This window comes from Amorphoplanes digitatis, assembly GCF_014205335.1.
GTDB classification, from domain to species: domain Bacteria; phylum Actinomycetota; class Actinomycetes; order Mycobacteriales; family Micromonosporaceae; genus Actinoplanes; species Actinoplanes digitatus.
The window spans coordinates 1680901-1705011 of sequence record NZ_JACHNH010000001.1 but is presented as its reverse complement, the minus strand read 5'-3'; the positions used below and the strand labels follow the sequence as shown (position 1 = coordinate 1705011).

The 24111-nt window shown below is 72.8% G+C and carries 19 protein-coding genes; 8 read left to right on the top strand and 11 right to left on the bottom strand.

Annotation, left to right across the window (positions count from 1 at the left end):
- Positions 1-5: 5 nt before the first annotated feature.
- The 3 genes from BJ971_RS07780 to BJ971_RS07770 all read right to left on the bottom strand — a co-directional run bounded on the left by BJ971_RS07780 (position 6) and on the right by BJ971_RS07770 (position 2229).
- Complete coding sequence (locus BJ971_RS07780; RefSeq protein ID WP_184991141.1) at positions 6-1001, bottom strand: protein kinase family protein; 996 nt, start codon at positions 999-1001, stop codon at positions 6-8.
- On the bottom strand, positions 998-1750 hold the full coding sequence (locus BJ971_RS07775) for an NUDIX hydrolase (RefSeq protein ID WP_184991139.1): 753 nt from the start codon (positions 1748-1750) through the stop codon (positions 998-1000). Before BJ971_RS07775 ends, BJ971_RS07780 begins: the two co-directional genes overlap by 4 nt.
- 188 nt (positions 1751-1938) lie before the next feature.
- Positions 1939-2229 (bottom strand): DUF1540 domain-containing protein, encoded by a 291-nt coding sequence (locus BJ971_RS07770; protein WP_184991137.1) that lies wholly within the window; start codon positions 2227-2229, stop codon positions 1939-1941.
- Between the two features lie 190 nt (positions 2230-2419).
- On the opposite strand from BJ971_RS07770, the gene BJ971_RS07765 reads away from it, so the two are divergent.
- Entirely contained in the window at positions 2420-3547 is a 1128-nt protein-coding gene (locus tag BJ971_RS07765) for a glycoside hydrolase family 26 protein (protein WP_184991135.1), read from the top strand.
- A 10-nt stretch (positions 3548-3557) separates the two neighbouring features.
- Positions 3558-4391: a patatin-like phospholipase family protein gene (locus BJ971_RS07760; RefSeq protein WP_184991133.1), complete on the top strand. Its 834-nt coding sequence runs from the start codon at positions 3558-3560 to the stop codon at positions 4389-4391.
- 2 nt (positions 4392-4393) lie between these two features.
- Here BJ971_RS07760 and BJ971_RS07755 read toward each other — a convergent pair whose 3' ends face one another.
- The gene (locus tag BJ971_RS07755; RefSeq protein ID WP_184991131.1) at positions 4394-5065 is read right to left on the bottom strand and encodes a hypothetical protein; all 672 of its coding nucleotides are present in this window, start codon (positions 5063-5065) and stop codon (positions 4394-4396) included.
- Positions 5066-5173: 108 nt separating this feature from the next.
- Between BJ971_RS07755 and BJ971_RS07750 the strand changes: the two genes are divergently transcribed.
- Complete coding sequence (locus BJ971_RS07750; protein ID WP_239087542.1) at positions 5174-5692, top strand: SigE family RNA polymerase sigma factor; 519 nt, start codon at positions 5174-5176, stop codon at positions 5690-5692.
- Complete coding sequence (locus BJ971_RS07745) at positions 5689-6414, top strand: hypothetical protein (protein WP_184991127.1); 726 nt, start codon at positions 5689-5691, stop codon at positions 6412-6414. The genes BJ971_RS07750 and BJ971_RS07745 overlap by 4 nt, the downstream gene beginning before the upstream one ends.
- A 16-nt stretch (positions 6415-6430) precedes the next feature.
- Here BJ971_RS07745 and BJ971_RS07740 read toward each other — a convergent pair whose 3' ends face one another.
- Entirely contained in the window at positions 6431-6817 is a 387-nt protein-coding gene (locus tag BJ971_RS07740) for a hypothetical protein (protein WP_184991125.1), read from the bottom strand.
- 240 nt (positions 6818-7057) lie between these two features.
- Here BJ971_RS07740 and BJ971_RS07735 point away from each other — a divergent pair, with 240 nt between their 5' ends.
- Complete coding sequence (locus BJ971_RS07735; RefSeq protein ID WP_184991123.1) at positions 7058-7864, top strand: SGNH/GDSL hydrolase family protein; 807 nt, start codon at positions 7058-7060, stop codon at positions 7862-7864.
- An 84-nt stretch (positions 7865-7948) separates the two neighbouring features.
- Entirely contained in the window at positions 7949-8353 is a 405-nt protein-coding gene (locus BJ971_RS07730; RefSeq protein WP_184991121.1) for a PLD nuclease N-terminal domain-containing protein, read from the top strand.
- A 43-nt stretch (positions 8354-8396) separates the two neighbouring features.
- Here the strand turns inward: BJ971_RS07730 and tuf are convergent, their stop codons facing one another.
- Together tuf and BJ971_RS07720 are read right to left on the bottom strand one after the other, a co-directional pair.
- Positions 8397-9584, bottom strand: a complete 1188-nt coding sequence (gene tuf, locus BJ971_RS07725; protein ID WP_184991119.1) for an elongation factor Tu — start codon at positions 9582-9584, stop codon at positions 8397-8399.
- 264 nt (positions 9585-9848) lie between these two features.
- Entirely contained in the window at positions 9849-11603 is a 1755-nt protein-coding gene (locus tag BJ971_RS07720; protein ID WP_184991117.1) for a serine/threonine protein kinase, read from the bottom strand.
- A gap of 200 nt (positions 11604-11803) precedes the next feature.
- On the opposite strand from BJ971_RS07720, the gene BJ971_RS07715 reads away from it, so the two are divergent.
- Together BJ971_RS07715 and BJ971_RS07710 are read left to right on the top strand one after the other, a co-directional pair.
- Positions 11804-12739 (top strand): aminoglycoside phosphotransferase family protein, encoded by a 936-nt coding sequence (locus BJ971_RS07715; protein WP_203709401.1) that lies wholly within the window; start codon positions 11804-11806, stop codon positions 12737-12739.
- A 76-nt stretch (positions 12740-12815) separates the two neighbouring features.
- Positions 12816-14867, top strand: a complete 2052-nt coding sequence (locus BJ971_RS07710; RefSeq protein ID WP_239087541.1) for a hybrid sensor histidine kinase/response regulator — start codon at positions 12816-12818, stop codon at positions 14865-14867.
- On the opposite strand, the gene BJ971_RS07705 is transcribed toward BJ971_RS07710, so the two are convergent.
- The 4 genes from BJ971_RS07705 to BJ971_RS07690 form a co-directional block, all read right to left on the bottom strand.
- Positions 14868-15806 carry a ribose-phosphate diphosphokinase gene (locus BJ971_RS07705; protein WP_184991111.1) on the bottom strand — a complete coding sequence of 313 codons (939 nt, stop codon included), beginning with the start codon at positions 15804-15806 and terminating at the stop codon, positions 14868-14870.
- 61 nt (positions 15807-15867) lie between these two features.
- Positions 15868-16935, bottom strand: coding sequence for a DUF2855 family protein (locus tag BJ971_RS07700; protein WP_184991109.1), 1068 nt, complete (start codon positions 16933-16935; stop codon positions 15868-15870).
- Positions 16936-17027: 92 nt separating this feature from the next.
- Positions 17028-19274, bottom strand: a complete 2247-nt coding sequence (locus BJ971_RS07695) for an MMPL family transporter (RefSeq protein ID WP_184991107.1) — start codon at positions 19272-19274, stop codon at positions 17028-17030.
- A gap of 31 nt (positions 19275-19305) precedes the next feature.
- A complete protein-coding gene (locus BJ971_RS07690; RefSeq protein WP_184991105.1) occupies positions 19306-24018 on the bottom strand; it encodes a type I polyketide synthase in 4713 nt (1570 codons plus the stop codon).
- Positions 24019-24111 lie beyond the last annotated feature (93 nt).

The following is a 24111-nucleotide window of genomic DNA, read 5'->3' as shown; positions in this document are numbered from 1 at the left end:
GTGAGTCACGCCGGCATCGCGAACGGGCGAAAGCGGCGGGGTCCGTACAGGTTCCCGAGCAGCTCGTCGAGCTCCCCGAGCAGTGACCACGCGTCCTGCGGACGCATGCGTGGCGCGTCGTAGGTGCAGCCGGCCGCGAAGCGCGCGAGCGGTGCCGGCGGGTCGGCGATCAGGCGCAGCATCAGGCCGGTGGCCATGAAGATGTCGGTGGCGGCGGTGGCCGGCTTGCCGGCGGTCACCTCGGGCGGGTAGGCGGCCCGGTGCCGAGCGACCAGCGCCGGCACGGGCGTGCCGGGCGCCACCGAGTAGCACCAGTCGACGAGGACCACGCCGTGCTCCGCGGGGTGGACGATGACGTGCTCGGGCAGCACCGCGCCGTGCACGACGCCGGCCCGGTGCGCCCAGCCGAGCCCGGTGAGCAGCCGGCGCCACATCCAGGCGGCGTCGCGCGGGTCGATGCCGCCCGGGTAGGCGCGGCGCACGTCCGCGAGGGACACGAAGCCGTTCTGGCGTTCGACGATGGTCGCCGTCCGGCGCGCCCTCGCGCCGTCCTCGTGGGTGAAGCTCTCGATCGGCCGAGGCGCGTAGGCCCGGTATCGCGGGTCGCCGTCGGACGCCAGCCGGTCAAGTGCGGCGGCCTCGGCCCGCATCAGGTCGTTGTCGCCCGGCCGGCGGGGCAGCTTGAGCAGCGCCGCGCCGCCGTCGACGGCGTAGAGCTCGGCGATGTCGCCGCTCGCGACCACCTCGCCGACCCGGTAGGTCGCCCGCCCGGTCGTCAGCACCCGGCCGTCGCGGTCGGCCCAGAGCCGCGCGAGCCGGGCGAGGGCCGCCGTCGCGGCCGCGGCCCGGCCCGCCGGTGCGACGTCCGGATGCACCGCCTTGACCAGCATCCGGTACGCGTGCCCGGCGGTCTGCCCGGGCGCGTCGTCCACCAGGTCCGCGAAGGTGCGCGCCGCGGTGATGCGGCCGACGGCGTCCGCGAACGACGGCGCCGCGGTCATCGGATGCCGTCCTCTCGGGCCGGCCGCAGCAGCGCCGGGTGCAGCAGCCGCGCGTCGCCGGCCCGGTAGAGCCGCGCCTTGGGCCCGCCGCGCTCCCCGCCGCGGGCCGCCGTCTCGCCGGTGCTCTCGACGAAGCCCGGCACCGACAGCACCTTGCGGTGGAAGTTGCCGGCGTGCAACTCCTCGCCCCAGACCGCCGCGTAGACCGCCCGCAGCTCGCCGATGGTGAACTCGTCGCCGACGAACGCGGTGGCCAGCGGCGTGTACTCCAGCTTGGCGCGGGCCCGGTCGAGGGCGTCGGCGAGGATCGCCGCGTGGTCGAAGGCCAGCTCGCCGGCCTCGTCGACGGGCACCCAGAACGCGCCGGACGCGTCGCCGCCGGCCCTCGGGTCGGGCAGGCTCGGCGCGAACGCCAGGTAGGCCACCGAGACGACCCGCATCCGGGGATCGCGGCCCGGGTTCCCGTAGGACCGGAGCTGCTCGAGGTGCACCCGGTCCAGGTCGTCCTCGCCCGGGCGCAGGCCGGTCTCCTCGGCGAGCTCGCGCAGGGCGGCACCGTCGAGTGTCTCGTCGCGCACGAAGCCGCCGGGCAGGGCACGCCATCCGGTGAACGGGTGGCCGCCGCGCTCGACGAGCAGGACGTGCAGCCGGGCGTCCCGGATGGTCAGCGCCACGACGTCGACGGTGACGGCGACCGGGGCGTATGCACCCGGGTCGTAGCCCTCGAGGAACTCCCGTTCGTTCGTCATCGTCGCCCCGCGTTGTTCTCGATGTGAGTAAGACTCGATCTGAGAACAACCTAGCCGCTGCGCCCGGCCGGGTCAACCCCGGGGCCGGCGCGCAACCAGGCCCGACAATGAATAACGATCAGCAGAAAGGCCGCCGCCCAGATTTCCGGCGGCGGCCTTTTAAGGCAAGGCTTAGTTAATCGAAACGCTTATCGCGCCTCGAAGGTGAGGCAGTCCGCCCGATCCTGCGCGGCGCCGACGACGATCGACGGCGCGTGACACTCGAGCTCGGTGTTGTGCACGCACTCGGACCGCTTGCAGGCGCCGACCTGCGCCGTGGCCTGGCCCATCCCGCCCTTGTCGGTGGTTTCGACGAACGTGTCGCACGCCGAGTTCACGCCGCCGATGGTGATCGCGAAGGCCGTGCAGCCGCCGTGGTTGTAGCCGCAGGCCGTGACCGTGCAGGTCTGAACGCGCGGCATCTCCAACATCTGAGTCATGGTGGGGCCCCTTTCTTCTAGCCGACCATAAACTATGTGAAGCGGCTTCGCGCGGCATGACCGACGTCATTTTTCGCGGGTTTACAAATGAGGTAAGCCTCCATTCACCATTCTTTAGGGAAGGCAATCCTCACCCGATCAAAGCTGGCATAATCGGGCAAAACACTCAATCGTCGGAGGGACGCGCCGCATGACCGACGAGCGACCGCGTGGCCCGAGGCTGTGGCGGGCCGGCGTCGCGGCGCTGATCCTGCTCGCCGGGCTCGGCGTCGCCCTGGCGAACACCGCCGGCGAACCCCGGCCGGCCGCGACGCCGACCGCGACGCCGTCCAGGCCCACCTCCGCGTCCCGCGGCGCGCCGTCCTCCGCCGAATCGCGCTCCGCTCGGCGACTGATCGCGCTCCCCCGCCAGGACGGCGAATGGCCGGGCCCGAACGGCCTGTCCGGCGTCAACGGCGACCCGAAGTTCGACACCGCGCACGTCAACGCGTTCTGCGCCGCGCGCGGCCGGCCGTGCCATGTCGCGCAGACCTACACGGACCGGACGTCGTGGGAGTCGATGACGGCCGGCACCGGCTGGACGTTCGACCTGTTCGCGGACTTCGAGGGCATGCTCGTCGTCTCGCAGGGGCTGGTGCCCATCGGTGCGGCCGCGGACCTGGCGGCGTGCGCGAACGGCGAAAAGGATCGGGACTGGAGGAATTTCGGCGCCCTGATGACCCGCCACGGCCGCGGCGACTCGGTGGTGCGGCTGGGCTGGGAGTTCAACGAGCGGACCTCGCCCTGGCGGGCCGACGACCCGGCGACCTGGATCGCCTGCTACCGCCGCGCCGCCACCAACATCCGCGCCGGCAATCCGGACGTGCTGCTGGACTGGACGATCAACGCGCACGGCACGCCGGCCGGGGTGTGCGGCGGGGTGAGCACGAACTGCTACCCCGGCGACGCCTACGTGGACATCGTCGGCATCGACAACTACGACCACTACCCCTGGTCGCCGACGAAGGCGGCGTTCGACCGGGTGGCCGCGGCCCCCGAGGGCCTTGACTGGCTGTACCGGTTCGCCCGGGCGCACGGCAAGCTGTTCGCGGTCGGCGAGTGGGGCGTGGTACCGACCGGCGACGCCGGCCGGGAGAACCCGTCGTTCGTGACCTGGATGCACGCCTGGTTCGCCGGCCATGCCAGGTACCTGGCGTACGAGACCTACTTCTCCGACTGCGGCGCGGGCGGGGTGCAGTCGAGCCTGTACCGCACGGACGCCGGCTGCTTCCCCAATCCGCGGTCGGCGGCGGTCTACAAGAACCTCTTCGGCGCATAGGCTTGGCGGCATGCAGAGACGCGCGCTGGTGCTGGGTGGTGGCGGCGTCACCGGCGTCGCCTGGGAGATCGGCCTGCTGCACGGCCTCGCCGAGCGGGGCGTCGACCTCACCACGGCCGACCTGTTCGTCGGCACCTCGGCCGGCTCGGTCGTGGCCGCCCAGCTGACCGGCGGCGCCTCCGTCGCCGAGCTCTACGAGCGCGAGCTCGCCGACACCGGCGGCGACCGCAGCGCCACCATCGGCACGCGGGTGCTGCTCGGCTTCGTGATGGCCGCGCTCTGGCCCGGCGGCCGGGCCCGCGGCCGGGCCCGGCTGGGCCGGGCCGCGCTGAAGGCCCGCACGGTGCCGGAGTCCGAGCGGCGCACGGCCATCGCCTCGCGCGTGCGGCGCGACGACTGGCCCGCGGCCCGGCTGCTGATCCCGGCCGTCGAGGCGCGCACCGGCGAGGTCGTGGTCTTCGACAGCGACAGCGGGGCGTCGCTCGTCGACGCGGTGGCCGCGAGCTGCGCGGTGCCGCTGGTCTGGCCGCCGATGACGGTCGGCGACCGCCGCTACATCGACGGCGGGGTGCGCTCGGTCGCCAACGTGGACCTGGCCGCCGGTTACGACCGGGTGGTGGTGATCGCGCCGCTGGTCGCGGCGGCCCGGCGCGCCGACCGCCCGGGTGCGCAGGCGGCGGCGCTCGGTGCCGGCGTGCGGACCGCCGTGGTCAGCCCGAACCGGGCCGCCCTGACCGCGATCGGCCGCAACCCGCTCGACCCGGCCCGCCGTGCGCCCGCCGGCGAGGCCGGCCGGGCGCAGGCGGCCGAGGTGGCCGAGCGGGTCCGCGCGGTCTGGGCGTAGCGCTAGCCGACGCCGACCTGGTTGTTGCCCGCGGGCAGGGCGCGGCCGCCGCGGTCAAAGGCCTTCAGATTCGCGACGGCCTCGGTCGCCGGGTCGAACCAGAAGAACTTGATCCGGCGGTCCTTGCTCCACGCCGCAACCTTCGCCACGACGGTACGGCCGCCCGCCCGCGCGGTGATCCGCGCCGCGTCGCCGGCGTAGTAGCCGAAGGACGGTGTCGGCTCGCCCTCGACCTCCATGCCGCCCTGCACCGCGTGGAAGCCGGGCGCCCGGTCCCGCCCCTCGACCTCGTTGGTGACGACCACGTCGACGATCGTGCCGTCGGCCAGCCTGCGGCCGGCCATCACCCCGAAATGCGTGCCGGGCAGCGACTTCTCCTTGACCGGTACGGCGTAGAGCACCCACGTACCCTGCTTGGCCGCGAAGCCGGCGTCGACCACGTCGCCCAGCCGCTCCCGAGCGGACTCCGGCTCCGCGGAGGCGGGCGCGGAGGCGGGTGCGGAGGCGGGTGCGGAGGCGAGTGCGCTCGCGGCCGGCCGCGGTGCGGCCCCCGTGGGCGGAACCGCCGGCTTCTCCTGCGCGGCGTTGGCGGCCACGGCGCCCGCCACCACCACGGCGAGTGCGGTTCCGGTTACCCCGGCGGTGAGGATCCAGCGGTTTCGGGACAGTCCCATTGCGTATCTCCATCAGGATGGGCGGATGGTGCATGACGATGATCGAGACGGGCGGTCGCCGGGAAAGGTTGCCGCAACCTTTTCCGCCCCTCAGCCGTCATGGCCGTCGTGGGATTAGCTCGAAGAGGCGACGACGAGTTCGTCGAGTTCGCGCAGGCGAACTCGGCGCGGCTGCAACGCGCCGCGTACCTGCTGACCGGCGACCGACATCAGGCCGAGGACGCGGCACAGGCCGCCCTGGTCCGGGTGTACGCGGCCTGGGGCCGGGTGCGCCGCAAGGACCCGTACGCGTACACCCGCACGGTGCTGGCCAACCTGATCACCGACCAGTGGCGCCGCCCGATGCGCGAGTACGCGACCGAGCAGCTGCCGGAGCAGCCGCTGCCCCGGGACCTGGCCGACGACGTCGCCCGGCGCCGCTGGCTGATCGGCGCGTTACAGGCGCTGTCGCCGCGCGAGCGCGCGGTGGTCGTGCTCCGGCACTTCTTCGACGCGACCGAGGTCGACGTGGCCCGGGAGCTCGACATCTCCCTCGGCACGGTCAAGAGCCTCAACTCCCGGGCGCTCGCCAAGCTCCGGGTCTCCATCCCTTCACCCCGGCGCGCCGAAAGCGGAGTACGCACGTGAACGACCTCGATGACCTGAGAGACGCCATGAACACGCCGGACTTTTCGCCGAAACCCCTCGATCTCGGTGCGGTCATGGCCGCAGGCGGCCGCCTGCGCCGGCGCCGCCGCCTCGCCGTCGGCGCGACCTCCGGCCTCGCGGTGCTGGCCCTGCTGGTCGGCGGCGCGCAACTGGCCCGCCCGGACGGCGCCCAGCCCGTGAGCGCCGGGTCGCCCGGCACGGGGGTGAACGTCACCCCGGTCGAGCCGCGGCAGGACGGCGCGTTCGGCGACGTCGTCGACACCGGGATGACCATCGGCGGCGGGCCGCGGCTGCTGTGGGTCACCGAGCTCGAGGACCCCGCCCTGCCGGACACCGGCATCGGGATCGCGGTCGGCCGCCGGGACGCCGGGGGCGGGCTCGTCGTCGACGTCATGTCGAACGAGTCCGTGGGCTCGGATCGGGCGCCCGGCTTCCATGCCGCGCAGGCGCCCATGACGATCGGCAGCGGGCCGTCGCCGGCGTTCGGCTACTACGTCGGCGACGCGGCGAAGATCACCGTGACGGCCGACGGGAAGAAGGTCACGGCGCGGCAGGCCACCTGGAGCGAGGATCCCTCGGTCGTGCTGTTCTGGTTCACCCTCGATCAGGTCGCCCCCGGCGCCCGGCTGGGCAAGCTCAGCGCGCACGACCGGGACGGCCGGCGGCTGCCGGCCGGGAACGCGTCCTTCGGCGTGGGCTGACTCGCCGCAGGCCGGTTCAGCCCCGGAAGGTGCGGCGCAGCCGGTCGCCCAGCCCCACCGGGGGCGGTGCCGCCACGACCCGGTCGGCGCGCGAGGGCGTGGTCGGCCGGGAGCGGCCGATCGGCCGGTCGTAGTCGGCCGCCGCGATGGCGTCGATGATCTGCTCGTCGCCGAAGTTCTCCGAGCCGGGGATCGACGACACGAAGCCGACGAGCACCCCGTCGCGCATCACCTGCGCCTCGAGGCCGGCCGTGCCGTCGTTGTCCCAGATCGCCTCGCGCCCGTCGGGCAGGACGACCCGGATCCCGTACTGGGTGATGCCGGCGTGCGGCAATTTCACATGGGCGAAGACGTTGCGTCCGCGCAATGTCTCGACGACTCTCCGGGCCCGCTTCTCTTCCATGCCCCCGACGCTATTCCGCCGACCTGAGCGCGCGCTGAAGACCGGCTGGACTGCCGGTAAGAAATAATCGCGCTCCGCACACGAAACATGACTGCATGACATAGATGCAGGTCACATCGATGGATGTTACTACGAGGTAACAGGAATGTCACTATGTTTCTTTCCATGAAGTCTTGACTTACTGTTCGGTAACCGGAGCGCTCCGGCCCCCATCCCCCCGCGGATCCGGAGGCCAACCCGATGAGCAGACGCACCAACGTCCTCGCCTGCCTCGTCACCTCGACCCTTCTCAGCCTCGTCATCGCCGCGCCCGCCGCGGCGGCCGCGGCGGCCGTGTCCGACTGGGACTACGTCGCGCTCGGCGACTCGTACTCGTCCGGCGTCGGCGCGTCCGGGCAGACCGGGCTCTGCCTGCGCAGCTCGAACGCCTACCCCGGCCTGTGGAACACGGCGAACAGCCCGAAGACGTACCGGTCGAACGCCTGTAGCGGCGCGACCACCGCCACCCTGCGGTCCGGGCAGCTGTCCGGCCTGAACGCCGAGACCGACCTGGTCACGCTGACCATCGGCGGCAACGACATCGGCTTCGCCGACACGGTGATCACCTGCACGCTGGCCAGCGACAGCGGCTGCGCGTCCGCCGTGGCCGACGCCCTGGTCAAGGTGCGCGACCAGCTGCCGGCCAAGCTCAACGCCACGTACGCCGACATCCGGGGCAAGGCACCCAACGCCAAGGTCGTCGTACTCGGCTACCCGATCCTGTTCGACGAGACGGTCGCGAACTGCGGCGTCGGCGGCATGAGCGTGACCAAGCGCAAGTCGCTGAACAAGGGCGCCGTCGAGCTCAACAAGGTGATCGCCGCGCGCTCACAGGCGGCCGGCTTCACCTGGTCGAGCGTCGAGGACGAGTTCGCCGGCCACGGCATCTGCGGCACCAACGCGTGGCTGCACGGCCTGACCGTCGTACCGCCGACGAACTCGTTCCACCCGAACAACGCCGGCTACCGGTACGGCTACCTCCCGGCGCTGAACGCGGCGCTCGGCTGACCCGCCCCCCGAAAACGGCCCGGGCGGGATCCACCACCCGCCCGGGCCGGTGCGGAAGGCCCGGATCTGCGAAGATCTCTGGCCATGATCCGCCTCTACTCGCTTTTCGTGCTGATCGACCTCGCGCTGCTGGTCATCGCCCTGATCGACTGCCTCTCCGCCGAGGAGTTCCAGATCCGGGCCCTGCCTCGGATCGCCTGGGTCTTCATCATCCTGCTGTTCTCGCCGATCGGGCCGATCGCCTGGTTCGTCGCCGGGCGCCCGGCCCGCGCCGTCCAGCTCAGCAACGGCACCACGTGGCGGCCCGGCAGCGGGTTCCCGGAGGACCAGCGCCCGAGGAAGGGTCCGGTCGCCCCGGACGACGACCCGGAGTTCCTGAAGAGGCTCGCCGGCTCGCTGCGCGAGGACGAGTCGATGATGAAGCGCTGGGAGGCCGACCTGCGCCGGCCCGAGCAGGAGCTGCGCAAGCGCGAGTCCGAGGAGCAGTGACGGCCGGTGCCGCCCGGGCGGGTTCCCGGACGGCACCGGCACGTCAGTCGAGCAGCTCCGTGACCGTTCCGGCCGCCACCGTGTGGCCGCCCTCGCGGACCGCGAAGCCGAGGCCGGCGTCCATCGCGACCTCCTTGCCCAGGTACACGGTCACCTCCGCCGTGTCGCCCGGCATGACCATCGGCCGGTCGCCCAGGTCGATCGCGCCGGAGACGTCGGTGGTGCGGAAGAAGAACTGCGGACGGTAGTTGGCCACGAACGGCGTGTGCCTTCCGCCCTCCTCCTTCCTCAGCGCGTACAGCCGCGCGCGGAACGCGCGGTGCGGGGTGACGCTGCCGGGCAGCGCCACGACCTGGCCGCGCCGCACCTGGTCGCGCTTGATGCCGCGGAGCAGCACCGCCGCGTTGTCACCGGCCTCCGCGACCGGCAGCGACCTGCCGAACGTCTCGAGGCCGGTGGCGACCGTCGCCACCGTCGGGCCGAGGCCCACGATCTCGACCGGCTCGCCGACCCGCAGCGTGCCGCGCTCGATCTTCCCGGTGACGACCGTGCCACGCCCGCTGATGGTGAGCACGTTCTCGATCGGCATCAGGAACGGCTCGCCCAGCTCGCGCGGCGGGACCGGCACGTACGCGTCGACGGCGTCGAGCAGGTCGACGACCGACCGGGTCCACCGCGGCTCGCCTTCGAGGGCACCCAGCGCGCTGACCCGCACCACCGGCACCTCGTCGCCGGGGAAGCCGTACTCGCCGAGCAGCTCACGCACCTCCAGCTCGACCAGGTCGAGCAGCTCCGGGTCCTCGACCGCGTCGCTCTTGTTGAGCGCCACGACCAGGTACGGCACGCCGACCCGCTGGGCGAGCAGCACGTGCTCGCGGGTCTGCGGCATCGCGCCGTCCTGCGCCGAGACCACCAGGATCGCGCCGTCCACCTGCGCCGCCCCCGTGATCATGTTCTTCACGTAGTCGGCGTGCCCCGGCATGTCGACGTGGGCGTAGTGGCGGCCGGCGGTCTCGTACTCGACGTGCGAGATGTTGATGGTGATGCCGCGCAGGGCCTCCTCGGGTGCCTTGTCGATGCCCTCGAAGGCGACGAACCGGTTGGCGGCCGGGTCGCGGTCGGCGAGGACCTTCGTGATGGCGGCGGTCAGGGTCGTCTTGCCGTGGTCGACGTGACCCATCGTGCCGATGTTCAGGTGTGGCTTGTTACGGACGAACTGGCTCTTGGCCATGGGAATGCCTGTCCTCACTGGATGCGAGAAACGTCGGGTCGGAAAGCGGAACGCGAGCCTTGCCCAGGGACGCGCGCCAGAACGGCACGGGCCACCCTTCCCCGTGTTCTGCCGCAGTCTGGGGAAGGGTCAGATTCGCGTATCGCACGCGGGAGCCACCGGCAGGGTGATCCCTGCGGGCAGCTGCATACCGGGCGCGGCGAACATGGCGATCACGGTAGGTGGAAACGCCGGCGCGGGCGACCCTATTTCCCGCGCCGCCGTTCACCAGTCGAAGTCGTCGCCCGTCGCCTCGCCCGTCGTCGCCGGCCGGCCGGCCGGGGTGAAGGTCCACTCCACGACCACCTGGTACCGGTGGCCGTGCGGCGGGTCGAGGGTCACCGGGCCGCAGTCGTGCATCGGACGCTCCCGGCCGTAGTCGAGGCCCGCGCAGACCTTCGGTGCGCCGGCGAGGCGCCCGGTGCCGGCGTCCCGCAGGGCCACCGAGATCCGGCCCTCGCCCCGGCTCGGCGCGGTCATTCCGCCGCGGATCTGCACCTTGGCGCCGATCGCGTGGCAGGCGTTGTGCAGCATCGGGTTGCTGAAGTCGACGACGGTGAGGCGCCTGCGGCAGTTCTCGGGGCCGTACTCCTTGGCCTCGCGGACCGGGGGCCGGGTGCCGGCCGTGCGCGGCGCGGCGGGCCGGCGGGTCTCCTGTGGCTTGCGCGGGCGCACCGGGGTGAGCGCCTGCGCGGCGATCGGCGCCGGGCGCCGTGCGGTGCCCTTGGCGGGCGCGGCTGTCTTCACCGGCGAGTGGGGCGTGGTCGCCGGGGTCGCGGCGGCCGAGCCGGCCGGGCGGACCACCGGCACCCGCGGGATCGGCTCCTGCGCCACGGCGGCGCCGGGATCATCGGCGCGGCCGAGATGCCAGGCCGTCGTGGTCACGCCGGAGGCCACGATCGCCGCGGTGACCAGCCCGATCATCGCCCAGGGCCGCCCCCATCGCCAGCCGGCCGGCTGGTTGCCGCCGCGCGGCGCGGGTACCCGCGGCCGGCCGTCGAGCGAGGGGTGCACCGGTTCGGGCGGCGGGGTCACCGGGTGGTGCGACGGGGCCGGGGCGCGCGACGGCGCACCGGCCGTCCTGGGCAGCGCCGGCGCGCCCCCCGCCCGGCGCTCGACGTCGCCGAGGTCGGCGATCAGCTCGGCGGCCGTCGGGCGCAGCCGCGGCCTCTGGTCGAGGCAGCCGACGATGACGTCCCAGAGCACGTCCGGGATGCCGGGCGGCCGCACCGGGTTGCCCTGGAGGTGCAGCTGCATCAGCTCGTGGACGCTGTCGCTGTCGTACGGCGGCCGGCCGCAGACCGTCTCGTAGATGAGCACGCCGAGCGCGTACACGTCGGCGGCCGGGCTGGTCGGGGTGCTCTGGAACGCCTCGGGCGCCATGTAGTGCGGCGTGCCGACGACGGCGTTCGAGGTGGTGAGGCTCGGCGTGTTCAGCACCCGGGCGATGCCGAAGTCGGTCAGCCGGATGTCGAGGCGGCCGTCCTCGCGGTGCAGCAGGATGTTGTCCGGCTTCAGGTCGCGGTGCACGATGCCCAGCTCGTGCGCCTCGGCCAGGGCCGCGGCGACCTGCGCGGCGACGCGGGCGGCCTCACCGGGCCGCAGGGTGTGGTGCTCCCGCAGGTATTCGCGCAGGCTGCCGCCCGGTACCAGGTCCATGACCAGGCCCAGCGACTCGCCGACGGTGATCAGGTCGCGGACCCGCACCACGTTGCGGTGCCGCAGCATCATCAGGATCGTGCGCTCCTGCACGAAGCGGGTGACCAGCTTCGGCTGGCGCAGCAGGCTCTCGTGCAGCAGCTTGACCGCGACCGGCTCGCCCGAGGCCCGGTCGACCCCGCGCCACACCGTGCCGGTCGCGCCCTGCCCGATGGGGCGGACGAGGAGGTACGAGCCGCCGACGCACCGCCCGCTGAGATCGAGGGTCGACGCGCCGAGGGAATCCGGGCGTGCGCCGCCACCCGTGGCATCCTGGTCCACCGTGGTCGTGTCCTTCCGGCCGCTGTGGTGTGCTCCGTCGTCGAACCAGCTGTGCGGTCAACAAGCTCGAACCGACCGGAATAATGCTGTTTGTCCGGATCAACTTGCAAGTTTCAGGGTCGGAGTTCGCACGTGAGGTGGTTGTCCGGCGCTACCCGTCACCGCCGTCCCGGACTGTCGTTCATCGAGGTGGAGCGCACTTGACCAGGGAAAACGTCGACACGGTCTGGCCATGCGCCGACGACGAGGAGGATTTCGACTTCGTCGCCCGCGACGAGGAGGCGCTCGGCCCCGGCGTCCGCGCCCTCTGCGCGTCGCTCGGCGTCACCGGTGCCGCGTCGCGCTACCCGACCGGATCACTTCCCGTCTACGCCGTCGGCGACCTGGTCCTGAAGCTCTTCCCGCCGGTGCACGTCGACGAGCTGCCGGTGGAGGCCGGGGTCCTGGCGGCGGTGCACGGCCGCCTCCCGGTGCCGACGCCCGCCGTGCACGCCACCGGGAGCTTCGAGCGGTGGGGCTACGTCCTGATGGACCGGATGCCCGGCGTGCCGCTCTCCTCTGTCTGGCCGGGCCTCGCCGCGCCCGAGCGGGACGCCCTGGCCGATCAGCTCGGCGCGGCGATCGCCGCCCTGCACGCCCTCGCCGTACCCGAGATCGACGAGTGGTGGCCCGCCGACTGGGCCGAGTTCGTCGGCGACCAGGCGAGCGGGTGCGCCGGCCGGCAGCGGGCGCTCGGGCTCGGCCCGGCCTGGGTCGCCCAGATACCGTCCTTCCTCGCCGAGGTGCCGCTCGGCGCGGAGACGCCCGTGCTGCTGCACACCGAGATCCTCGACGAGCACCTGCTGGTCGCCGACGGCCGGCTGACCGGGCTGATCGACTTCGAGCCGGCCATGCGCGGCGCCGCCGAGTACGACTTCGTCGGGCCCGCCGTGTTCCTCGCGAACGGCGACGGGCGCTTCTACGGCCGGATGCTGCGGGCGTACGGGATCGAGCCGGACCGGGAACTGCGGCGGCGACTGATGGCCTGGACGTTGCTGCATTACTACAGCAACCTGGGCGCGTACCTGAAACGGCTGCCCGCCCCGGCCGAGCCCACGTTCGAGTCGCTCGCCGAGCGCTGGTTCGCCACGGCTTGACCGGGTGGTCGGTTGCATTGAGGGGAAACGCCCGCGCCGCACCTCGCTATTGCAGATAGTGAACTGCATGGGTGTCATGGCATATCCCCTCCGGTACGCGTTGGCCGACTTGGCGCTGGCCCTCAGCCGGGCAGCCGAGGACGTGGCCAAGATCCGTGCCACCGCGGCGCAGGCCGCCGCCGACATGGTCGGCGACGGTGCCGGGATCCAGCTGCTGCGCGAGGACGGCCGTTACGACGCGATCACGTTCCATCATCCCGATGATGGGCTCCGCGCGCCGTACGCCGGGCTGCTCGACCGCGAGGGTGAGCTGCCCGACGACGACTTCTCGACCGGGCTGGCCGCGAGCCGCCGTCCGGTCGTGCTGGCCGGCGAGGGCACCGAGCCGCTCACCGAGCTGTTCCGGCCGCCGGCCGGCGCCGAGCCGGGCGCCCGGCCGGCCGCCGTCCACGCGGCCGTGCTCTGCCCGGTCATCGTCGACAACACCTACGCGGGCTACCTGGTGGTGGTCCGGGGCACCCCCGGCGCGATCTACACCGAGGCCGAGGTCGAGCTGGCCCGCGACATCGCCGGTGAGCTGTCGCTGGCGCTGTCCTCGGCCCGGGCACAGGAGCGGCTGCGGGCCAGCGAGGAGCGCTACCGCCGGGTCCTGGAGACCATCCCGGAGGGCGTGCTCCAGCTCGACGACGAGGGCGTCGCCACGTACGCGAACGAGCCGATCGGCGTCGTCCTGGGCCTGCCCCGGGCCCAGCTGATCGGGGTCTCGCTGCGCGGCTTCCTCGACGACCACGGCCAGCGTGAGCTGATGCGCCGCCTCGCCGAGTGCCGGGCGGGCCGCTCGACGGTCGGCGCGACCCGGCTGATGCGCGCCGACGGCTCGCAGCGCAGCGTGCGGATGAGCATGATGCCGCTTGACGACGAGCACGGCCAGCACGGCCACGTGCTCTGCATGATCACCGACACGACCGACCACATCGACGCGCGCGGCCTCAAGCGCCAGCTCGACCACCTGCGCCGGCTCGACAGCATGGGCCAGCTCATCGGCGGCATCTCGCACGACTTCAACAACCTGATGACCGTCGTGCAGGGCTCCGCCGACATGATCGCCACAACCACCCCCGAGGACTCGCCGCAGCACCGGATGGCCGAGGACATCATGGAGGCGGTCAACACCGGGCGGACCCTGACACACCAGCTCCTGGCCTTCGGCCGGACCGAGGGCAACCGGCCCGAGATCATCCCGATCCCGGACCTGCTCACCGACGTGCAGAGCCTCTTCAGCCGTACGCTGGGCGAGCGCATCGGCCTCGACCTGGCGTTCGGCCCCGACGTCTGGCCGGTACGGGCGGAGCGCGGCCCGCTGGAGCAGGCGCTGGTGAACCTGGCGGCGAACGCCCGCGACGCGATGCTGCACGGCGGGATGCTGCGGGTGGCGGCGACCAACGAGGTGATCGAGCCGGGTCAGCTCGCCGAGGACGCGCCGAACGGCCGCCTCGTGCACATGGTCATCCAGGACACCGGGGTCGGCATGACCGACGAGACCCGCAAGCGGGCGCTGGAGCCGTTCTTCACCACCCGGCCCACCGCCGCCGGCCTGGGCCTGGCCACGACCGCCGGCATCGTGAAGGGCATCGGCGGGCACATCGAGCTGGAGTCGGAGCCGCGAATGGGCACGACCGTGCACCTGTACCTGCCCGCGGCCGAACAGCGCGCCGGTGTCGACCGGCGGACCAAGCCGGCGGTGATCGGCCGGGTGCTGATCGTCGAGGACCAGCCCGAGGTGGCCCAGCTGGTGCAGCGGCTGATCGCGCCGGCCGGCTACGAGATCACGGTGGCGACGGACGCGCTCACCGCGGTCACCGAGGTGGCCTCGGGCGCGCAGCCGGACCTGCTGATCACCGACGTGGTGATGCCGACGATGACCGGGCCCGAGCTGGCCGCCGCGCTGCGCACCCACCACCCGGACCTGCCGGTGCTCTACATGTCGGGCTACACGGCCGCGTCGCTCGGCCCGCAGCTGCACCTGGACGAGAACAGCATGCTGGTGGAGAAGCCGTTCACCCGCTCGACGCTGCTCGGCGCGATCCTGTCGCTCTGCGGGCCGCAACCCTCGCCGAAGTCGGACTAGCTACGCGAACAGCGCGCTGACCGACTCGCCGTTGTGGATGCGGCGCATCGCCTCCGCCAGCGCGGGCGCCACCGACAGCACGGTGAGCTTGTCGGTGCGGGTACCGGCCGGGATCGGCACGGTGTTGGTGCAGACGATCTCCTCGATGTCCTTCTCCGCCGAGAGCCGGGCCACCGCGCCGGCGGTGAAGAGCCCGTGCGTGCAGGCCACCCGCACGCTGCGGACGTGGCGCTCGCGGAGCCGGTCGAGCAGCTCGAAGACCGTGCTGCCCTTGGCGATCTCGTCGTCCAGCACGATCACGTCGCGGTCGGCCACCTCGCCGATCACCGAGCTGATCACGACCTTGTCGTCCGCGAACCGCTGCTTGGCGCCGGCCGCGACCTCGATGTCGAGCATCCGGGCGAACGCCGCCGCCTCCTTGGCGTTGCCGAGGTCCGGCGAGACCACGACGGTGTTGCTCAGGTCGTAGCCGCGGAAGTGGTGCGCCAGCTCGCGCAGGGCGTGCAGGTGGTCGACCGGGACGCTGAAGAAGCCGTGCACCTGCGGCGAGTGCAGGGTCATCGCCAGGATCCGGTGCGCGCCCGCGGTTTGCAGCAGGTCCGCGACCAGGCGTCCGCCGATCGAGATGCGCGGCGCGTCCTTCTTGTCGCTGCGCGCGTACGCGTAGTGCGGCAGCACCACGGTGATCCGCCCGGCCGAGGCGCCCCGGGCGGCGTCGAGCATGAACAGCAGCTCGACGAGGTTCTCCTGCACCGGCGGCACGAGCGGCTGGATCAGGAAGACGTCCCGTTCGCGGCAGTTGCCCTGCAACTGCACCTCGATGCAGTCGTTGGCGAACCGGGACGTCTTGGTCGGCAGCAGCGGCACGCCCAGCTGCTCGCAGATCTCTGCCGCCAGCTCCGGATGGGCACTCCCGGTGAATACCGCGATGTCACGCACGGGCACCACCCTAGGGGCTGCTCCCGCGACACCTTCGGGCGACCTGTACCCGGCGCCCGCCTCAGAGCTGGACGACCTGGCCGACCCGCGGCGGCGTGTGGCCCCGCAGGACCTCCAGCCACGCCTGCCGCAGGGCGTCGGGCCCGGTGCCGACCCGGACGTCGAGCCACCCGCCGACGACGTCGGCGAACCGCTGCCAGGCCTCGGCGAACCGCCGGTCGAGCTCGTCACGGCCCCACTCCTCGCGGCGCTTGCGCATCCGTACCGGCGCGAAGAAGAACTCCCCGGCGGCGTCCATGTTCGGGATCTGGTTGGTGAGCCCGACCGCGACATCGCGCACCAGCAGGTCGCCGAGGCGCCGCCGCAGGGCGGCCCGGGTCGCCGGCGCGCCGGACAGGTCGAGATACGCCGTCGGCACCTCGTCGAGGTCGCCGATCTCGTCGTAGGCGACGACGTCGTCGTAGCAGCCGAGCGACCGGGTGAACTCGACGTTGCCGCGCGAGGTGAGCCCGACCAGGCGCGGGCCGCGGCCGTGCAGCTCGAACGCGGCGGCGTAGGCGGTCTTGCTGGACGCCGACGACAGCACCAGTGCCCGCGCGCCGTAGTAGTCCTCGTCGATGACCTGGTCGGCCAGCATGAAGGAGGTGAAGAAGAGCGGCCGGAACAGGACAAGCAGGTCCTCGGCGTCCGGCCGGTACGCCGGGTCGCCGGTCGTCGCCCGGTACACGTTGTACGGCGACGGCAGGTCGGCCCGGTGCGCGCTCGCGTCGCGGAACCCGGAGGCGTCCACCCGGTCCGGCCGCACCACCAGGTGCCCGGCGGACGGGAAGTAGCCGTAGACCCGCAGGCCCACCGCGACGCCCGGCACCGTCGACGCCGCCACCTCGGCGAAGCCCCACAGCGGCGGCAGCCCCCAGCCCGGCCCGAGCCCGAACGCCCCGGGCGGGAAGAACTGCCAGTACCGCATCGACTCGCCGAGCACCGCGTAGGTCACGTTGTTGGCGGTGAGGCCGACGCGGTCCACCCGCAGCAGAGCCTCCCCGTCGGCCAGCGCGGGCGTCTCGCCCTCGATGAGCGTTGTCTCGCCGAGGTCGTCGCGGGCCACGGCGAACGTCCAGGAAGCAGGCATGGTGTGACGCTAGGTTTCTACGCACACCAAGACAAGTGCACGACGAGTGCAAAATCCCACTCGCCGCCCGGACGCCCGCCGCGGCCCGGGCGTCACGACTGCTCCCGCAGCCCGAGCCGGTCGTGCAGCGCGCGCAGCGGCCGCGGTGCCCACCAGTTCCAGCGCCCGGCCAGCCGCATCAGGGCGGGCACCAGCACCGGGCGTACCAGCAGCGCGTCGAGGATGATCGCGAGGCTGGCGCACAGGCCGAAGAACTGGATGAACGACACCCCGGACGACAGCATGGCCAGGAACGACACCGACAGGATCGCCGCGGCGGCGCTGATCACCCGCCCGCTGCGGGACAAGCCGTCGACGACCGAGGTGTGCAGATCGGCGCCCTGGCCGTGCCGTTCGATGATCCGCGAGAGCACGAAGACCTCGTAGTCCATCGACAGTCCGAACGCGACGCAGAACAGCAGCACCGGCATGGCCACCGCCAGCGGCGTCGCGGTATGGCCCAGGACGCCGGAGAGATGACCGTCCTGGAAGACCCAGACGGCGACCCCGAAGACGGCGCTCATCGTCAGCAGGTTCAGCACCAGCGCCTTGATCGGCAACAGCACGCTCCCGGTCAGCAGGAACAGCAGCGCGAACGTGGTGCAGGCGATCAGCACCAGCGCGACGGGCAACCGGTCACCGATCGAGCCGGTCATGTCGACAAGCTGCGCGGCCAGCCCGGTGACCAGCACGGGTACGCCCTGCGGCACCGGCGCGGCGCGAAGGGCGCGGGCCAGGTCGGCGCCGGCGTCCGAGTACGGCTCGAGGTTGCTGAGCACCGAGAACCAGGCCGTCTCGCCGGCGATGAAGGCCATGGGCGGCGCGGCCGTGACGACCGCGGTGCCGCCGCCGAACGAGCCGGCCATGCTGTCGACCCGCTGTACCCCCGGGATGCGGGAGAGCCGGGTGGCGTAGTCGGCGGCCCGGATGACGGCCTCCGGCCCGTGCCCCCAGTGCTCCGCGACGATGACGGCGGCGCCGTTCCCGGTACCGCCGAACTCGCCCCGGATCGAGTCGGCGACCGTCCGGCTCTCCGCGTGCTTGGGCAGCACCCGGTCGTCGGCGACGCCGAAACCCACGTGGGTGAACGGCAGCGCGAGAACCAGCAGCACGAGCACGACCGGCGCCGCCGTCAGCGCCGGGCGGCGCATCACGTGACCGGCGACCCGGCCCCAGAACGCGGTGTCGCCGCCGGCCGTCCGGTTCCGGGGCCACACCGGCCACTTGTCGATGCGGTCACCGAGCAGCACGAGCAGGGCCGGCAGCACCAGCAGCGCGGCGCCGACGGTCGCCATGACGACGGCGATTCCGGCGTACGCGAACGAGCGCAGGAAGTACTGCGGGAAGACCAGCAGGCTGCACAGCGCCACCGCGACGGTGGCCGCGCTGAACAGGATCGTCCGGCCGGCGGTACGCATGGTGACGCCGAGCGCGGAGATGATGTCCTTGTCCCGGCCGCGTTGCTCCCGGTAGCGCGAGACGAAGAGCAGGCTGTAGTCGACGGCCAGGCCGAGGCCCAGCGCCGTCGCCATGTTGACCGAGAAGACGGACACGTCGGTGAAGACGGCCAGCAGCCGCAACACCCCGAGGGTCATGACGATCGAGAAGATGCCGATCAGCAGCGGGGCGCCGGCCGCCCAGACGGTGCCGAAGACCAGCAGCAGCAACAGCAGGGTGATCGGGATCGCGATGGACTCGGCCCGGGCCAGGTCCTCCGTCACCTGATCGGCGATGTCGTTGTTGATCTGCGTCAGGCCGCCGAAGGACACCCGCACCGCGCCGGTCGTGCCGGCCAGGTCCTCGTGCAGGCGCTCGACCCGCTGCATGCTCTGGTCCTCGTCGCCGTCAACGTGCACCAGGATCATGCCCCGGTCGCCGGCCCGGTTGACCAGCTGCGGCAGCATGTCGTCCCAGTACACGCCGACGATGCTCGCCTCGGGCGTCATCGCGAGGCGCCGGACGACCCGCCGCGCCGCGTCGCCCGCGTCGGTGTCGAACGCGCTGCCGCCCGGCTTCTCGACCAGGATGACGAGGTTCGGGTCGGCACCGCGGAAGTGCTCGGCGAGCACCGCCCTCCCCCGCACCGCGTCCGAGTTGACGTCGTCGAAGCCGCCGGTCTTCAGCGCGCCGACCACGTCGCCGCTGAAGGCGACCGCCAGCGCCGCCAGCAGCAGCGCGGCGAGGATGACCAGCTTCGGGCGGCGGGCGACGAACGGCAGTACCGTGCCGGTGCCCGGGCCGCGGGTGGTGACCCCGTCGGGCCGGGCGGCCCGGGTCGGCGGAGATTTCACAGGGGTCATGTCAGGCGCAATCTGCGAAGGAGGCCGCGGGTCATGCCGGTTGCGGCACGATGGCCTGGCACGCCGGGTCGAGGTTGCGGGCCAGAAGGTCGACGGTGGTCTCGATGTCCTCCGGGCTGTGCTCGGCGGTGACGAAGAACCGCAGCCGCGCCAGCTCCTCCTTGACCGCCGGGTACAGGATCGGGTTGGCGCTGACGCCGTTCTTGAGCAGCGTGTCGGAGAGCCGCAGCGCCTTGACGGAGTCGCCGGTGATGCACGGGATCACCGGCGTGCCCGCGCTGGTGCCGACGTCGATGCCGGCCTCACGGGCGAGGCGCAGGAACAGGGCGGCGCGGTCGTGCAACCGGGCCAGCCGCTGCGGCTCCGCGCAGAAGATCCGCATCGCGGCCAGGGCCGCCGCGGCGTTCGCCGGGCTCATCCCGGCGCTGAAGATGAAGCCCGGCAGTGTGTACCGCAGGTACTCGATCAGCTCGTGCCGGCCGGCCACGTAGCCGCCGCAGCTCGCCAGCGACTTCGACAGCGTGCCCATCCACACGTCGACGTCGCCGCGGTCGACACCGAAGTGCTCACCGACGCCGCCACCGCCCGCGCCGAGCACCCCGATGCTGTGCGCCTCGTCCACCATGAGCAGGGCACCGTGCCGCTTCTTGAGCGCGATGAGCGCCGGCAGCTCGCAGATGTCGCCGTCCATGCTGTACACGCCCTCGACCACGATCAGCACGCGGCGGTAGCGGTCGCGGATCTGCCCGAGCATCGCGTCGAGCGCGTCCAGGTTCTGGTGCGGGAACGGCTGGCGGCTCGCGCCGGAGAGGCGGCAGCCCTGGAGGATGCTGTCGTGCGCGAGGGCGTCGTGCACGATCAGGTCGTCCGGGCCGACCAGGTGGCCGATCACGCTGACGTTCGTGGAGTGCCCGCCGATCAGCGTGATCGCGTCCTCCGCGCCGACCAGGTCGGCAAGGGCCTGGTCCAGCTCGTCGTGCAGGGCACGGTTGCCGGACAGGATCCGCGCCGCGGACACCGAGGAGCCGTACCGGTCGACCGCGTCCTTCACCGCTTCCGCGACGGCCGGGTGCCCGGCCAGCCCGAGGTAGTTGTAGCTGGAGAAGGAGATCAGCTGGCGCCCGCCGACCCGGGTCCGGCTGTCGATCACGCTGTCGTGCACGAGGAAGTAGGGGTTGGCCACCTGTAGCCGCTCGAGCATCACGCCGCGCTGCTGGAACGCCACGACCTCGGGCAGGTACGCCACGTCGGCGACCTCGGCGCTGCGCGGCTCGGGCCACACCTGGCGCGGCCCGGACTCCGCGGCCGGTGCGACCGGCGCGACCTCGGCGACCGGCGGCGCGGGTGCCACGGAACCGCCCGCGTGTGCCTTGGCCAGCGCCTGGGCGAGCTCGCCGACCGTGGTGATGCCGAAGACGTCCGCGGGGTCGAGGGACACGTGCGGCCAGCGGCGCTTCACGGCCGCGGTGAGCTCGGAACTCATGATCGAGTCGAAGCCCAGGTCGGCGGCGAACGAATGCTCCGCGCGCACCAGGTCCGGCGGGTAGGCGCTGATCCGGCCCACCATGACGCCCAGCTCGGTCAGGATCTGGCCGGCGTCGACCGGCGACGTCTTCTGCGCGGGCACCGGCGCCCGCGTCGCGGGCGAGGCCGGCAGCTCCGGCGCGGCCGGCGGGCGGGCGACGGCCGCCGTCGGGGAGCAGCCCGCGGCGGAGGACGGCGTGACGTCCCGCATGCCGGTGCCGGCATAGTGTTCCAGCGGCTCGGCGCTGAAGCTTTGCAGGGCAGCGAGTTGTTCCCGCAGCAGCAGGATGACGTCGTTCATGTACGTCCGCTCTCCATTCCTGGTTACGGCCGGAAGCGCGGCGCGCTCCGGTGGACGGGACTCGATCCGGGTGGGCTGCGCCGGCCCGGCCACCGGCGGGCGGCCGGCACGCGCGCCGGCCGGCCGCGGGCGACCGTCGCCGGCACCACGGCGGATCGAGTAGTGCTGGGTCGCCACCGGCGTGGGCGGCAGGGTCAGCAGGGGCACCCGCAGCCCCGCGAACAGCGGCATCAGATTCACGGGCACGCCGGCGACGGTCAGCCGGCCCAGCCCCTCGAGCAGCGCGTAGCCGTCGTCGGGCTCCGCCGGCATCAGCGCGATCGCCTCCAGCCCCTTGGCCGAGGGCGTCTGCGCCGCCATGCCGAGCAGGGCGTCCCCGGCGCAGACCTGCACCAGGATGTCGGCGCCGGAGTCGACCGCGACGTCGACGGCGTCGCGGAACAGCACGGGCGAGGAGCCCTGGCGGCTCCACAGTGCGCGCAGCGTCTCCGGATCGCTCGCCGCGCTCGGGTCCACGCTGGACACCAGCCTCACCGCGGGCTTGTGCACCGTCAGCTCGGCCGCGTGCGCGGCCACCAGGGTGTCGACCCCGGCGAGCAGCGGCGAGTGGAACGCGTGCGACACCCGCAGCGGCACGGCCTGGACGCCACGGTCACGGCACCGCTCCAGCAGGCGCGCGATCGCCTTCCGATGACCGCTGGCCACCGTCTGCGACGGATGGTTGTAGCAGCCGGCCCAGACACCCTCGATGCCCCGGCGCAGCTCCTCGAACCCGGCCGGGCCGATCTTCACCGCGGCCATGGCGCCGGGCGGCGGCTCCTCACCGGCGGTCACGGCCGCGCCGCGGTCGACCAGGAAGTCGATGCCGTCGCCGGGCGTCAGCGCACCGGCGGCGACGGCGGCGACCACCTCGCCGGCGCTGTGCCCGAGCGTCACCAGCGGCAGCACCCCGCAGTCGGCGAGCAGCTGGGTCATCGGAATCCCGGCGACGCCGAGCGCGGGCTGGCAGATCCGGGTCGCGTTCACCTCCGACTCGGCGTCCGGACCGGGCTCCTCGCACAGCAGCTTGGAGACCGGGGTGCCGGTGCGCTGGTCGACCAGGTCGGTGAGCGGGCGTACGTGCCGGTCCAGCGCGGGGAAGCGGGCCACCAGGTCGCGCAGCACGCCCGCCCGCAGCGAACCCTGGCCCGGGTAGAGGAAGGCGAGCCGGCGCTGCTCGGGCGGGAGCGGCGCCGCACCGGCGTACACGCCCGGCCCGAGCCGGCCGAGCGAGCCGGCGGCCAGCGCCCGCGCGGCGGCCACGAGCCGGTCGACGAGCTCCGTCCGGCTCCGGCACATCACGGCCAGGCGGGCGGGCAGCGGCAGGCGGCCGGCCATCGTGCGGGCCACGGCGGCGGGGGTCATCGTGTCGTCGTCGGCGACGACGGTCGCCATCCGTGCGGCGTACGCCGCCAGCAGGTCGGGCGTGTCCGCGGAGAGCAGCACGAGCCACGGGCGGTCGTCGCCACCCCGGTCAGCGTCGACGGGCTCCCGCTGATCGGACGCCTCGCTGAGCACGGCGTGCACGTTGGTGCCGCCGAAACCGAACGAGCTGACGCCGGCGCGCCGGCAGTCGTCCGGTACCTCCGGCCACTCCCGGGCCTCGGTGGTGATCTCCAGCCCCGCCGCGGCGAGCGGCAGGTCGGGGTGCGCTGTGAAGGCCGGCTGCGGCGGCACGGTGCGGTGGTGCAGCGCGAGCGCCGTCCGCAGCACGCCCGCGGCGCCGGCCGCCGGCAGGGTGTGCCCGATGATCGCCTTTCCGGACGACAGGTAGCAGGGCCGCCCGGCGGCGCCCGTCGCGCGCAGCCGCCGTACCGCCTCGATCTCGACCCGGTCGCCGACCGTCGTGCCGGTGCCGTGTGCCTCGAGGAAGTCGATGGCGCCCGGGGTGACGCCCGCGTCCCGGTAGGCGGCCCGCATCGCGGCCTCCTGGCCCTCGGCCCTCGGGGTCATCGGCCCGGAGCCCTTGCCGTCGTTGCCCGTGCCGATGCCGTTGAGCACCGCGTAGATCCGGTCGCCGGCCGCGACCGCGTCGCGCAGTGGGCGCAGCACGGCGAGCGACCCGCCCTCGCCGAGCACGAAGCCGTCAGCGCGGGCGTCGAAGGGCCGGCACACCCCGGCGGCGGACAGCGCGCCGACGCGGGAGAAGCCGATGAGCGCGTTGGGGGTCAGGTTGAGGAAGACCCCGCCGACCAGCGCCGCGCTGCACGACCCGGTCCGCAGGTGATTGACGGCCTGGTGCAGCGCGACGAGCGCGGACGAACACGCCGCGTCGACGGCGAACGAGGGACCGCCGAGGTCGAGCAGCTCGCTGACGGTGCACGGCCCCATGTTGAGCAGCGAGCCGGCGAGCGAGAAGGACTGCGGCGCGTCGACGGCCGTCGCCGCCGCCTCCGCCACCGCGCCGAGCAGCCCGGCGTCGGACGCCTCCGGCGACAGTGACCCGTCGGCCAGCATCATCGCGGTGACCCGCGCGGCTGCCACGTTCGAGTAGTCGGACGTGCTGAGGCCGACGAACACCCCGGTGGTGGCCCGGTCGAACTCGGACCGCTCCCAGCCGGCGTCCTGCACCGCCTCCCGGGCCAGGTCGATGAGCAGGCGATGCTGGGGATCCATGGCCTTGGCGCGCCGGGGCGGAATCCGGTGGTGCAGGGCGGCGAAATTCTCGACGCCGTCGAGGAAGGCCACCCGGTCGGTGTAGGTGGAATGCGCATCCCGGCGATCGTTTGAGAAAACTGTCTCGTGATTCCATCGCGCGGACGGAACACTCCGGAATTGATGAGCTGCGTTCAACGAGTTCGCCCAGAACTCCACGACGTCACGAGCACCCGGAAAACGGCAAGAAAGACCGACAATCGCAATGTCCACTGATGTCCCCATGCTTGCGTGCGGTTGACGGCTTGACCGGAAAGCCGCCACGAAAACGCAGAACTCACCGATGCGCGATCGCCGGCGGATGCGCTTTCAGGGATG